10 protein-coding genes are annotated in these 13,571 nt (G+C 31.1%); all 10 read left to right on the top strand.

Features of this window, described 5'->3' with window-relative positions:
* The first annotated feature begins 441 nt into the window (after positions 1–441).
* The 10 genes from CQ046_RS07645 (at position 442) to CQ046_RS07600 (ending at position 13,161) form a co-directional block, all read left to right on the top strand.
* Entirely contained in the window at positions 442–702 is a 261-nt protein-coding gene (locus tag CQ046_RS07645; protein WP_105701690.1) for a helix-turn-helix domain-containing protein, read from the top strand.
* 25 nt (positions 703–727) lie between these two features.
* A complete protein-coding gene (locus CQ046_RS07640) occupies positions 728–1,060 on the top strand; it encodes a hypothetical protein (protein WP_228406900.1) in 333 nt (110 codons plus the stop codon).
* A 155-nt stretch (positions 1,061–1,215) separates the two neighbouring features.
* Positions 1,216–3,354 (top strand): hypothetical protein, encoded by a 2,139-nt coding sequence (locus CQ046_RS07635; RefSeq protein ID WP_105701689.1) that lies wholly within the window; start codon positions 1,216–1,218, stop codon positions 3,352–3,354.
* On the top strand, positions 3,344–3,637 hold the full coding sequence (locus CQ046_RS07630; RefSeq protein WP_105701688.1) for a hypothetical protein: 294 nt from the start codon (positions 3,344–3,346) through the stop codon (positions 3,635–3,637). The genes CQ046_RS07635 and CQ046_RS07630 overlap by 11 nt, the downstream gene beginning before the upstream one ends.
* A gap of 62 nt (positions 3,638–3,699) precedes the next feature.
* Positions 3,700–4,590, top strand: a complete 891-nt coding sequence (locus CQ046_RS07625) for a BRCT domain-containing protein (protein ID WP_105701687.1) — start codon at positions 3,700–3,702, stop codon at positions 4,588–4,590.
* Positions 4,591–4,602: 12 nt separating this feature from the next.
* Positions 4,603–6,600 (top strand): tellurite resistance TerB C-terminal domain-containing protein, encoded by a 1,998-nt coding sequence (locus tag CQ046_RS07620; RefSeq protein ID WP_105701686.1) that lies wholly within the window; start codon positions 4,603–4,605, stop codon positions 6,598–6,600.
* Positions 6,593–7,909 carry an ATP-binding protein gene (locus CQ046_RS07615; protein ID WP_105701685.1) on the top strand — a complete coding sequence of 439 codons (1,317 nt, stop codon included), beginning with the start codon at positions 6,593–6,595 and terminating at the stop codon, positions 7,907–7,909. Before CQ046_RS07620 ends, CQ046_RS07615 begins: the two co-directional genes overlap by 8 nt.
* Positions 7,906–10,041: a DEAD/DEAH box helicase gene (locus tag CQ046_RS07610; protein WP_105701684.1), complete on the top strand. Its 2,136-nt coding sequence runs from the start codon at positions 7,906–7,908 to the stop codon at positions 10,039–10,041. Before CQ046_RS07615 ends, CQ046_RS07610 begins: the two co-directional genes overlap by 4 nt.
* Before the next feature lie 25 nt (positions 10,042–10,066).
* Positions 10,067–12,265 (top strand): ATP-binding protein, encoded by a 2,199-nt coding sequence (locus CQ046_RS07605; RefSeq protein WP_105701683.1) that lies wholly within the window; start codon positions 10,067–10,069, stop codon positions 12,263–12,265.
* Positions 12,265–13,161: an HNH endonuclease gene (locus tag CQ046_RS07600; RefSeq protein ID WP_105701682.1), complete on the top strand. Its 897-nt coding sequence runs from the start codon at positions 12,265–12,267 to the stop codon at positions 13,159–13,161. The genes CQ046_RS07605 and CQ046_RS07600 overlap by 1 nt, the downstream gene beginning before the upstream one ends.
* The last annotated feature ends 410 nt before the right edge of the window (positions 13,162–13,571 follow it).

Genomic DNA, 13,571 nt, shown 5'->3' with positions numbered 1-13,571 from the left:
GAAATGGATACAGGTTAGTGTATTCTCCCAACTTCAATATTTTGTAATATTTTTTCTTTCAACAGCAAAAACCATATAAATGAAATCAATATTCTGGTTATTAATAACTTACGGTTTTATGTGGGCGCTTTTCAGAGCTCTGAAAAAATGACATGCTTATTATAGGCAAGATGTGTCTTTGTACGTACAAACTTTTCAAGTTTTACCTACAAAGACTCTCTTGCCTTTTTTGCAAAAAGGGGAAAAGACTTCGGAACTCGTCTTTTTTCTTTGTAAACCATCTAGTTGATTCCAATTTATTCTTTTTTAATCTCCAAAAGATTCCTGCATCATCCAGATTGTTCTCATTTAGCCCACGCCCCTCTAACACTATTGTTTTGATTGTTTTAATGTTACAACTTTGTAGAAGAAAACTAAGTCAAAAACAAAAATGAAGTAGTTATGATCGTAAACCTAATCACCAAAGAAGACCTTCAGGAATTTAGAACCGAATTGCTGGAAGACCTACAAAACCTATTTCAGATCAAGATTTCCCAGCAGAAATTATGGCTGCGTTCGTCAGAGGTCAAAGCACTTCTGAAAATCTCCTCCGGAACATTGCAGAAGCTACGCATCAATGGAACTTTATCTTACACCCGTGTCGGTGGGACACTATATTACAATTACAAAGACATTGAAGAAATGCTGAAAAATAAGCAATGATATTTCGAAGCACCGAAACTAAATTATGAATTATATCAAACACCTCACAGCTTTCTATGAAAAGGTGGCTCAGGATAATACGGTTAATCCATCACACATCAGCCTCTATTTAGCCTTATTCCAGTTCTGGAATTTCAGCCGTTTCCGAAATCCGGTCAGTATTTCCCGCGATGAAGTGATGCGTATTAGTAAAATCCGCTCAAAAGCCATCTATCATAAATGCCTGAAGAACCTACATTCTTCGGGCTATATTGATTATCAGCCGTCATATAATCCGTTTCAGGGAAGTCAGGTGGTTATGTTGGATTTTGGTGGGGAGTTGAAGTGTAGTGGGAAGAAAACAAGAATGAGGAAGTAAGTTTTCTGATAAAACAATCCTTATGAATCGTGTAATTTCATAATTTTTCTAAAATTATAAATAACTTAATATAATTACGGAAAACCGTAAAAAAATATAATAAATACCAGATAAATTGCAACAGAATTTTATAACACTCTATAAATACTCTTGCAATGAAAATTGACATTCACGTCCATACAAAAAAAATAAAATCTGGCGATGCTGTAACACGTAAGATAGAAAAGGATAGATTTATCGAAATTATAAGAGATACCGATGTCAAGATTCTGGCTATCACAAATCATAATCATTTTGATTTAAATCAGTACGAAGAATTTAGAGATGGTGTGTCTACAAACTGTCAAATTTGGCCTGGAATTGAACTGGACATTTTAGAAAAAGGAAAGAGGGCTCATTTAATTGTAATTTGTAATCCTAAAAATTATATTCAGTTTGACAATAATGTCCAGGAAATTTTAGCAGATAAAAATCCTGATACATTTACAATTTCATTACACGAGGTCGTAGAAAAATTCGATTCTTTAGATTGCATCTATGTTGCACATTATTTTGTAAAAAAACCTAATCTTGGTGACGAAGAATTACAAATACTCACAAGTTTAGTATCAAATCCTAAAAGAATTTTAAAAGAGGCCACTAATGCAATTTCTGCTGGCATTTATATAAGCCACGGTCATAATTCTATTTATGGTTCAGATGTACATAACTGGGATGATTATGTAGAAATATCAAAAACATTACCTGATTTAAGACTACCCGTGGAAAGTTTTGAGCAGTTCTGCTTGTTGTTAGAAAAAGATGAGGCTACAATAAATACAATTTTGGATAAAAAAGTTAAGGAGCATATCGAAGTGGTACCATTTTCAGCTGCTGAATTGATACGATTAGATATCTATAATGATATAAATATTCTATTTGGTTCAAAAGGTACAGGAAAAACGGAGATATTAGAATCTTTATCAAAATATTATAATGCAAAAGGTCATAAAACCTCTGTATATAAGTCTAATGATAGTCATTTAAACGAAGTTTTTGATATAAAAGGGAATTCTTTCAATTGTGAAGTTTCTGATTTTGGAATTGATAAATGTGAAGACAATATCAGTTTTTTAAAGGAGGTGACAGAAGAAGAGGTAACAAGCTTAAATAAATATCTTCTACATTTTTCTGTACAAGAAACTAATAAAATATCTCAAAAATTAAAAATCAAAAATATCAATCAAGAAGATGAAACCCAAACTCAAAGGAGCTTAACTGAAATCACTGATATTCTTACTGAATTTAAATCGTTTAGGAATGATGTAATAGATAATGAAGAACTTAACAAATATGTTGAACAAACTTTAATCACAGAATTAATTGAATTACTTGAAAAGATACTGTCTCAATTAAAGGCACAAACAGAAAATAAAATATTTGAAAATAAAAGTATAAACTTATTAAATGGAATCATATCTACTTTTCTCACGGAGATTTCCAAAAAAACAGGGCAACCGCCAAAGCCGATCAAAACAGGTTTTGCGGATTATTCTAGAAATAGGATTAAAATAGAAAGAGCAACAAAAGAAATTCTTGAAAATATTAAACAAAAAATCGATCCATTAGAAGAATATGCAGGAAGCCTAGGCGAGAAAGGAGAGCTGAGATGTAACACCAATTTAATGATTCAAAACGGCTCTTTTACTGACAGTAATTTTTCTCCTGTAAAAAATGTTAAAAAGACTCCTCAAAAACAGTTTGTCAACACAATAATCTCAATTTCCAAGCATATTCATTCGAGTGAGCTATTTTTAAAAGTCTCAGAGTTAAATGAAATTGAAAGTATTGAAACAATAAACTCATTAAATGATCTATTACTAAAAAGTAGGCATTTTACGCTTAATGGGGCGGTATACAATCCGTCAAATGGCGAGTCTTCAATGATTCTACTTCATAAAGAACTGGTTGAGGATAAGGATATTTATTTAATTGATGAACCAGAGAAAAGTTTGGGTAATGACTATATTAATGATGTAATTGTCCCATTATTAAAAGAAAAAGCATTACTTGGTAAAAAGGTTGTCATTGCTACGCACGATGCTAATATTGCAGTTAGAACTTTACCTTATAATTCTATATACAGATTACACGATCAAGGGCAGTATTTTACATTAACAGGAAACCCATTTTCAAATTCACTAAAGTGTATTTATGGTTTAAAACCTGAGCTAAACTGGAAAGAAATAAGTATGAAAACATTAGAAGGTGGTAAAGAAGCCTTCGGAGAAAGAGGAAAAATATATGGAAACTAAAAAAGCAACAATTAAAAGAGAAGATGCCAATACATATTTGGTGCTAGAGGTTGGAGAAACTCCACTTCAAATAATACTTACTGATGACAATCCGAACAATGTCAAAATGGTATTTAATAGTTTATTGAAAGAATTAAAAAAGGGGCTATTTGAATTTAATCTTGAAGATGAAAGTCAAGACCTTTATAATAATATTTGTACAGAATATCTTACTCAATTAAATTCAGAATTAAAAGCAATTTATGATGAACTTATAGATTATGAATTAGTTGACTCAAAGTGATCAATATAACCAAAAGATTTGTTAGTTTTGATTAAATTAGTAACTCGTCAAAAATATAAACTATGACCAACTTTGAAAACTCAGAACAGCAAATCGTGACCGTTAAAGCAAGAGCTGATAAGGCAATCAATTCTCTCAAAGGCATTTTATTAGGAATCATTTCCGATGATAAAATAGACTCTTATGAGATGAAGGAATTGCAGTTATGGGCAAGAGAACACCATTATTTAGTGAACAGAAATCCTTTTCGGGAATTTATGTCGCTGATTGATAATACAGTGTCAAACGGTATTCCGCCAAAGGAAGCTGTCGAAGACCTTTATTGGCTTTGTCAAAAATATGAACACGACAGTATCTACTATAATGGGATTACTTCTGATTTGCAACAGCTTCAGGGGATTTTTCACGGGATCTTATCTGATGGAGAACTCAATGATACAGAAATTTTTAAACTTCACGAATGGCTTTCAGAAAATGAACATCTGAATTCCTATTACCCTTATGATGAAATACGAAGTCTTGTCCTTTCGGTCGTTTCTGATAAGAAAATTGAAGAAGACGAGAGATTAATACTGATGGCATTTATCAAGCAATTCGTTGAGCTTAGTAATAATGATGTAAAAGCATCAATTGATAAAGCAACGGCAGATATAAATATTTCCGGAATATGCGCAGTTGATCCTGAGATTATTTTTGAAAATAAAACGTTCTGTGTCACAGGAATTCTCAGCAGAGGAACCAGAACTGAACTTCAGAATGCTATTAAAGACAAAGGAGGCATTCCTGTAAATTCTATTTCAAAAAAAACAGATTATTTGATTATTGGCGATACCAGCAATGCTTGCTGGAGCTATGCCTGCTATGGTAGAAAAGTAGAAAAAGCATTGGACTTGAGAAAGTCAGGACATACCATTGTTTTGGTTCACGAATTTGATGTGTTTGACGCCATATAAACGTAGGAGAATATGACTTTTTTTATCATTCTGGTAATTTTATTTTTTATCATTACCATAAGCAAAAACCAAAAGAAAAAACCTAAAAATAAAGTAACTTTTAAGAATACAAGTTCTAATCCTATAAAAGTACAACCTCAAAAAAAGTATATCGAAAAAAGAAACGAGGTCCCCCCATCCCAACCTAAAAACCAGATAAATTCTGTAGAATCTAATATGAAGGATGATTCAATTATTGATGTATCTGATTTGATGAGCACTTTGATAGGTAATATAAAGATTACATCAGAATATCCATCTTCGTCTTCGTCATCATCTTATTCTTCTGTTCCTTATTGGCCGCATCAATACGTCTATTCTTATGATGAGATTAACTATGCAACACACGAGCAGCGAAATTTTTATGATAAATTCAGAGCGGAATTTTTAAAGGGGAATGTTCTTTCTCTCAATGGAAATACCAACTATGCTTTTATTCTGCTTTTTGATTTATTAAACGATTTTGAAGTTCATAAAGATTATAAAAAAATCGAGCATCAATTGGAAATGTTAGGAAATACTTTTCCGCGAACAAAATCATATGGTGTGTCATTTCTGCTACAGAAGCTTGAAGAATATAATATGGATGACGAAGCAGAACATTTCAGAGAAAAAAATCAGCAATATGATTATGATTATTGGAAGCTTGGTAAAAAATACAAGAAAAAGCTTAATCTTTCAACTGAGCAAGAAGAAATCCTAAACAGAATTTGGCTTCAAACTAATGTTTTTAATAATGCTGAATTCTGTAAAACTGAAATCCTGAAACAGTTTTTAAGGGCTGTGGAATTTCTTCAGAACAATTATGTTTCTAATGATAATTCATTCGTTAACCTGATGGATGAATTGTCTGATTTGATTGTGAGAAAATATTACCGATATAGAAAAGGCAGTCAAAATTATAAATATACTTTTGACTCTGTAAAAGGTGAAATTTATGGACATATTCTGAAATTAAGTGAAAACAATGTCAGAGAGGTCTACTCAAATAAAAGGAAACTAACAGCAGAGTTTAATTATAGTTCACCTGAAATTTTTACACCGTACTATGAAAAAGTGATTTCAAAATTAGATGTATTCTTAATTGATGACCAGAAGAATATTGTTTCTCCTGATACTGAAACAGAAAAATTATTGAACGAAAGCAATACCACCCGTTGGAAATCTAAATTTGAAATAATAACACAAACTTATACGGATATAGCCGACTTTGAAAATCAAATTATCAGACTAGCCGAGGAAAACATAAAAAATCCTTCGGTAGAAAATATTTTTTATGAAGCTTCCAAGTTTATGGCGAAACAGGATAAGCCAAGTTCTCTTAAGCTTTACGTTTATTACATAGATTCCGATTTGAAATCATCAAAGTTTGATAACAAGCAGATGAATAAGACCATTCAGAAAAGTCTTTTTAAAACTGATGAACAATTGAGAGATTTTGAAGAGATTCTGAATGATTTTATTAAAGACAGGCAACTTGAAAATGCCTTGAAAAGAATAACTTCTGTATATGAGCCAAAACGAAAAAAAATTATTATCGATAGAAACTCAATACAAGAAGTTCAGAAACAGCATTCCGGAACGGTCAATCTTCTGAATGAATATCTTCAGGACGAATTGGAGGATGAAATAAAAACATCTGATTCTATAGAAGAAAATGAAACCGGAGAAGTTCAGATTCATATAACCACCGATGATAATACAGAATCCGCCATATCAAGATTTAATTCAGATTTACGTCTTTCAGAACTTCAGAAAGAGGTATTGGAAATCTTTGAAAAAAACAGCTTCAGCATTCCACAGAATGAATTGGAAGAAGTCTTGAAAAGCAAAAACCAAATGATGAGCTCGGTGATTGATTCAATTAATGAATCCTGTTATGAAACACTGGATGATGTATTGATTGAAGAAGACGACGACTATTTTACCATATCCCCAGATTATTACAAAAAACTATTAAACAATGATTGATAATATTAAACCAAAAGAAGCTACCTCTATAATTAACTCTCTTGTGGGAGGTGTTGTTCCAAAAATCGGAGTGCAGCATATAACAGTAGGAAGAACAGAGGAAATAGAAGCCTTTATTACCGCACTGAATGATGTAAAGAACGGACACAGCATTGCGAAATTCTGGATTGGAGATTTTGGAAGCGGTAAATCATTTATGCTTCATTTGTTCAATACAGTAGCACTAAAACAAAAATTTGTGGTTGCAAATGCAGACTTTACTCCGGATAACCGCCTTTATGCAAATGATGGAAAAAGTGTTTTATTATATTCGGCAATTATGGATAACATCGCTATCCAGACCAAGCCGGAAGGAGGTGCTCTACAAACATTATTGGAAAAATGGATAGAGCAGGTTATTTTAAAAACTGCGCAGGAAAACAATATCTCATTGGTTGATATCCGTAATGAAGAATATCTTGGACTCACTCAAAACACCATAATGAAAACCATCAACGAAATCACAGAAGTAGGTGGTTTTGACTTTGGTTCTGTCATTGTGAAATATTACGAAGGCTATATTAAAAATGATGAACTTTTAAGAAGGAATGCATTAAAGTGGCTGAAAGGAGAATATAAAACAAAGACCGAAGCAAGGCAGGATTTAGGTGTGCGTGAGATTATCAATGACCAGAATTTTTATGATATGCTCAAAAATTTCTGCAAATTGTTTGTAAGTATGGGATATAGCGGATTTATGATAAATCTTGACGAAGCGATCAACCTTTACAAAATTTCTACCTCCGTAATGCGCGAGAAAAACTATGAGAAAATCCTTACGATTTACAATGACTGTTTTCAGGGAAAGGTGTCTAATCTATTCATCAACTTTGCCGGGACAAGAGAATTTCTGGAAAACGAAAGAAGAGGTTTGTTTAGTTATCAGGCTTTAAAATCCAGATTGCAAACTAACAAATTTGAAACATTGGAAATGCGTGACTTTGCACAGCCTGTCATCAAACTTACGCCTTTGGACCATAACGAAATATTTGTTCTTTTGAAAAAATTGAAATTAATCTTTGATTTCAATTATAAAGCTGAAATCAATATATGCGATGAAGAGATTTCTGCTTTTATGGAAGAAATGTTTAATAAGCCAGGTGCATCAGAGTTCCTGACGCCTAGAGAAGTTATCCGTGATTTCTTGAATATTCTTAATATCATTCGCCAAAATCCTAATGTTGACAAAAAGCAGTTGTTTGGTGACATTGAAATTGAAGACGAGCGGCCAAATGACTTGAATATTCTGGATAGTATTGAAGAACTATGACGGCGTTCAATCTACTTTCTGAACCCATTAGGAAATACGTCAGAGACAAAGGCTGGGAAAGGTTGCGACCGATTCAGGAAGCAGCAATCCAAAGAATATTATCAACTGAGAATGATTATGTGTTAATTTCCAGAACAGCTTCTGGAAAAACGGAAGCTGCTTTTCTACCCATTTTATCAAGAACAGATTTTAGAGAAGAGGGTGTGAAAGTTCTTTACATTTCTCCATTGATTGCTTTGATTAATGACCAGTTTCGACGTGTTGAAGAATTGTGTGAATATTTGGACATCAGTGTAACCAAATGGCACGGTGAGGCGAGCAAAAGTCAGAAAGATAAACTGCTGAAAAATCCGAACGGAATCGTTCTGATTACACCGGAATCTTTGGAAGCAATGTTTGTTAATAAACCCTATAACGTAAAACATTTGTTTGCTTCATTAGAATATGTAGTAATTGATGAAGTTCACTCTTTTTTAGGTTCCGACAGAGGCGTTCAATTGCAATCTATTTTATCACGTTTACAAAAAATAAATAAAACCAGATTCAAAACGATAGCACTTTCTGCAACCGTCAGTGATTCTAACCAATATTTAGAACTGAAAAGTTTCCTCGGAGACGTTGAGAGCACAAAAATCATACGGGATACAAACCCCAAACCTATTAATGCAGTCTTCAGATATTTTGAAGGCAGCGGTGCAGAAATGCCTCTCGAATTATTAAAAGATTTATATATCCAGACAAGAAATAGCAAATCATTGATTTTTCCAAATGCCAGAGGAAGAGTTGAGGAAGTTGCCGTGAAATTGAGAAAGATTTCTGATAAAGTCGGAGGACACCAAAATTACTTTTCCCATCATTCTTCCGTAGATAAGGAAGTGCGGGAATATGTAGAATTCTTTGCAAAGAATAACACATATGAAAACTTTAGTATTGCGTGCACTTCCACATTGGAATTAGGAATTGATATTGGAAGTGTGGACCAGGTCGTTCAGATTGATGCTACACATAGCATTGCTTCATTAATCCAGAGAGTAGGAAGAAGTGGACGAAGAGATGACAAAGCAAGTAATTTGTTTTTGTATGCTACTAATCGTTGGACACTATTACAATCAGTTGCCTGTTGGCTTTTATATGATGAGAAGTATATTGAGCCGGTTTCTTTGAATGAAAAGCCTTATGATATTTTGCTTCATCAAATGCTTTCTATCATAAAAGGCAGTTCTGGAATGTCAAAAGAAAAATTGCTGAGTGAATTACATCATAACTATGCTTTCAAAAATATATCAGAAAATGAAATCGAAGAAATCATTGAATTTTTAGTTGAGAAAGATCTTCTTGAACAACTTGGTTCAGAATTGATTTTAGGAATTGAGGGAGAGAAAATTGTTAACAACAGAGAGTTTTACAGCGTTTTTCAAACCGAAAATTTATTCAAAGTATCTCATAAAGGAAATAAGGTAGGAGAAATTCCACTAACCCTACAGATTAGAGAAGATGAAAATATTTACTTATCTGCAAGAATCTGGAAAATCATAGCAATTGACTTAAAATCAAAGAAAATAGAAGTAATTCCTGCAAAAGATGGTAAGAAACCAGTCTTTGAGGGCAACGGAGCCAATATCGCAGACAAAATCAGAGAAAAAATGCTGGAAGTGCTCGTTTCTAAAAAAGAATATGATTTTCTTGATGAACCAAGTCAGGATGTTATGACGGAAATGCAGAAAGAATTTTCAGTCTTTGATTTTTCAGATATTATCAAAGAACGACCTTTACTTTCAACCAATAGAAATCTTACATTTTACTCTTTTACAGGCACAAAAATAAACAGAACGCTTAAACTTATTTTTGATACTTTAGGAATTCAGAATATTTACTCTGACTTGGATTTTTCTTTTGAAATAAAAACTTCCCAGGAAGAATTTATCTTAAAAATAAAAAGTATAGAATCATCCAATATTGATTTCGATTTCATTTTAGAAAATCTTCTGGAGAATACTCCTGAGATTCTGGATTTTTCGAAATACGGTAAATTTTTACCTCTAAAATGTCAAATTGAAATATTAAAGAATTCTTATTACGATTTTTATAAATGCGAAGAGTTTATAAAGCATTTAGAATTGATAACCAATTGATAATTAAATTATAAAAACTAAAACAATGAGCTTCAAATTAATTGCGATAAGACCGCTAAAAGAGTGTAATCCAAATTACCTCAAAAATTTAAAAACTAATCAATTGTATAAGTTTTACAATGACTATATTTTTTATGATATCAATAATCAAGAGATAATCGATTTAGAAAATGATGTAAGTAAGATTGCTTACCTAGAAAATATACCTGAAGATTTGTTTTCTCAAGGCGCAGATGATGCAAAGACAAATATAAATGTGTCAGCAATTGTGGGTAAAAATGGATCTGGCAAAAGCGCTTTAATTGAGTTACTCGTGGCGTCAATTGTAAAAATATCTTTGGGAATTAAGGATGATTTTATTAACCCAGAAAACTTATATGATAGTAAAGATGAAGAGAAGAAAAAGGAACTTGTTGCGAAGTATAATGAAAGTATTGTTAAAGATTTAAATTCAATAAATGTTGAAATTTATTTTTATTATAACCTATTTCAAGAAAATAGTAGGGAAAAGATTAGGAAACTTAAAATTAAAAATAATGAAATTACGTTATTAGATTTTGATAAAGATTTCAATTCTAATCCAAAAACTTTTTCACTTCAAAAAAATACCGAAATACATATCAAAAGCCATAAACCAGGAGGTGAAAAAGATCTTTCAAAATCAGAACTTCTTTTCTTTAAAGATTTTTTTTACACAATGATTATAAATTACTCACATTATGGTTATAATACAAGTGAAACAGGTGAATGGTTGAAAGGTGTTTTTCACAAAAATGACAGTTATCAATTACCTATTGTTATAAATCCATTTCGTGAAGATGGTAACATAGATGTAAATTCTGAAAAGTATTTAGCTTCATCGCGTTTTCTCGTGAATATTTTGCAAGAAAAAAAACTTAGAAGTATTGCAAAAGGTAAAGATGTTTCCCATATATCCATAGAAATTGACTATAACAAATTTAGTCATTGGGATGAGAGTGAAAAAAAAGATCTTCGGATAAATAATAGGAATGAAGAAAAAGTTGAATATCTCGAATTGTTACTTGAAATATTTTATGATGAAAAAATAAAGTTAAAAAACTTTATCAATGAAAGTTTTTACCCTTACTTAAGAGATTATATTCTTGTAAAACTGTATAAGATTACATTTTATAAAAAATATCAGAAATATAGAAAAGGGAAGCATGGCATTATTATGAAAAATGATAATCCTTTATATTTTACATTAATTAGTCCAGATAATCTAAGAATATATTTTGAACAATTAAAAGATGATGGAAGTCACATCACAGACAAACTATGCCAAGCAATATTTTTATTAAAGTATCAATATTTAAAAGGTGATGAAATTTTTATAGAAAAACTTAATGAAAAACTGATTAAGATAGATGATCTGTATGAGGTGATTGATACAACATTCAAGTCTAGAGTAGATCCCGAAGAACATTATTTGATGAATAAGTTCTCTATTGCCCAGTCGCTTCCTTCTATCTTTAAAGTAAATTACTTTTTTGAAGAGAAATATTCAAATCACAATTTTAATAATTTCAGTTCCGGAGAGAAACAAAAGTTGTATAGCATTCATTCGGTAATTTATCATTTGCGAAATCTAAAATCTGTTCAAGATTTAATAATAGATGAGAATGATCCAAATGAAAAAATGATTTATTATAAGAATGTTAATATAATTTTTGATGAAATAGAATTATACTCGCATCCTGACTTTCAAAGAACTTTCCTAAATGACTTGTTGAAAGCGATAAATTCCGTTTATCAAAGATATGATAATCTCAATATTCTGTTTATTACTCATTCGCCGTTTATATTATCAGATATTCCAAAACAGAACGTACTCTTTTTAAAAGATGGAGCTGTAGATACTTTTGATAGAGCAAGCACTTTTGCTGCAAACATTTCTGATTTATTAGTAAATAGCTTCTTTTTCAGTAATGAAATCAAAAGTGGCTTATTAATGGGAGAGTTTGCAGAAGAAACAATAAATAAAACAATTCATTGGATCAAGGGAGCTAAAAAAAGTGAAAAATCTTTTAATCAAATTAAAGATGATTTTGATTACCACAGGCAGATTATCAAAATTATTGATGAACCTATATTAAGATTGAAATTGGCAGAAATGCTAGACGAACTTTCAGAGCAAAGCGAAGTACAAAAGGAGATAGCAAGAAAACAAATCGATTATTTGAACAAAAAATTTAATTTATAATGCTAACAATAAATCCATCTGAAAGTGCTGTAAAATTTCATAAACAAGAAGTTAATAGAATATTCGAGAAAGTACTTACCGACAAGTTTCTTATAAGAGGAAAAGGTAGAGAAAGAAAATACTTACATTTTAGCTTCATAAAATTCCTAAAAGAGAATTATAAAGAGCTGATTAGTAGCAAACCAAACGAGCTTATAAAATTGCATGAGAAATATGAATCTTTACCATTATCTTCTAATCACAGAAAACTCATTAAAAGTTTTTTTATTGACACAGGATATGGTAATTTTAAAAACAAAGAATTTTTAGAAAAGCTTAATATTGACACGTGTGTTTATTGTAATAGAAACTACACAGTGCAATTAGTAAAAGATAGAGCGCAAGCTCAGTTAGATCATTGGTTTCCAAAAGAAAGTCACCCAGTATTGTCTTTGAGCTTTTATAATTTAATTCCTAGTTGCCAATCATGCAATCATATTAAACACAATAACTCGCCAAAATGTGGATGGGATAATGCTTTAGATAATATTTTTCATCCATATGAAGAAGAATTAATATTTTCTTTTTCATATGATTATGATACAAGAATTACAAATCCAACTGTAAAATTTATTAATACTGATTCAAAGGCTGAAGCTAGCCTAGAGTATAGTAGGTTGAAAGAAATTTATGATAGTAGTTCAAAAAGAGAACTGAAAGATTTATTAGATTTAAGATATAAGTATAGTGAAAATTATCTAAAGATTTTATTCGAAGACACTTTTAATTTATCAATATCAGAAAGCGAAATATCTAGATTATTGTTTGGAATTGAGTCTAAAAAGGAAGATTATCACAAAAGACCATTTTCTAAATTTAAAAAAGATATTATTGAAGAATTACTTGGTATTGGGTAATCAATTTTTTCTAAAATTTCAGCCTTTTTATTAAATACGAGATATGTTTTATTTGGTCAAAAGTTAAAAAATAAACCAAAGATACTTCGCTTTCCAATCCAACAGCTAAATTCTGTCAAGGTCAAGTCCCAGGATTTTCAGAAAAAGTTTTTACGTATAAAAATATACGCAAAAATTTTTTCCAAAAAACCTTGACAGAAAGCCACGCTCATTTTAAAGAGGCTTTCTTTTTTTCTTTTTTTTAATTTTTTTTCTTCGTTTTCTTTTAGAAATATTTCAACTGAGAAATTTAAGGTGCAAGAGAAGGAGTAAATTCCTGGTTTGAACTCTAAAAAAACTGTTCAAATTTTGACCTTTTTACTTGCAGGTTTTGGCAGAAATTTTTAGCTTTATTACGTAAAATTTAAATT

Source organism: Chryseobacterium sp. MYb7 (assembly GCF_002979455.1).
Classification (GTDB): domain Bacteria; phylum Bacteroidota; class Bacteroidia; order Flavobacteriales; family Weeksellaceae; genus Chryseobacterium.
Note: the sequence above shows the minus strand (reverse complement) of the source record. Positions and strands in the feature narration are given on the sequence as shown.

Bases quoted from the DNA above. Each gene is read 5' to 3' on its own strand.
- CQ046_RS07645 (WP_105701690.1), top strand. From the start codon at position 442: ATGATCGTAAACCTAATCACCAAAGAAGACCTTCAGGAATTTAGAACC.
- CQ046_RS07640 (WP_228406900.1), top strand. From the start codon at position 728: ATGAATTATATCAAACACCTCACAGCTTTCTATGAAAAGGTGGCTCAG.
- CQ046_RS07635 (WP_105701689.1), top strand. From the start codon at position 1,216: ATGAAAATTGACATTCACGTCCATACAAAAAAAATAAAATCTGGCGAT.
- CQ046_RS07630 (WP_105701688.1), top strand. From the start codon at position 3,344: ATGGAAACTAAAAAAGCAACAATTAAAAGAGAAGATGCCAATACATAT.
- CQ046_RS07625 (WP_105701687.1), top strand. From the start codon at position 3,700: ATGACCAACTTTGAAAACTCAGAACAGCAAATCGTGACCGTTAAAGCA.
- CQ046_RS07620 (WP_105701686.1), top strand. From the start codon at position 4,603: ATGACTTTTTTTATCATTCTGGTAATTTTATTTTTTATCATTACCATA.
- CQ046_RS07615 (WP_105701685.1), top strand. From the start codon at position 6,593: ATGATTGATAATATTAAACCAAAAGAAGCTACCTCTATAATTAACTCT.
- CQ046_RS07610 (WP_105701684.1), top strand. From the start codon at position 7,906: ATGACGGCGTTCAATCTACTTTCTGAACCCATTAGGAAATACGTCAGA.
- CQ046_RS07605 (WP_105701683.1), top strand. From the start codon at position 10,067: ATGAGCTTCAAATTAATTGCGATAAGACCGCTAAAAGAGTGTAATCCA.
- CQ046_RS07600 (WP_105701682.1), top strand. From the start codon at position 12,265: ATGCTAACAATAAATCCATCTGAAAGTGCTGTAAAATTTCATAAACAA.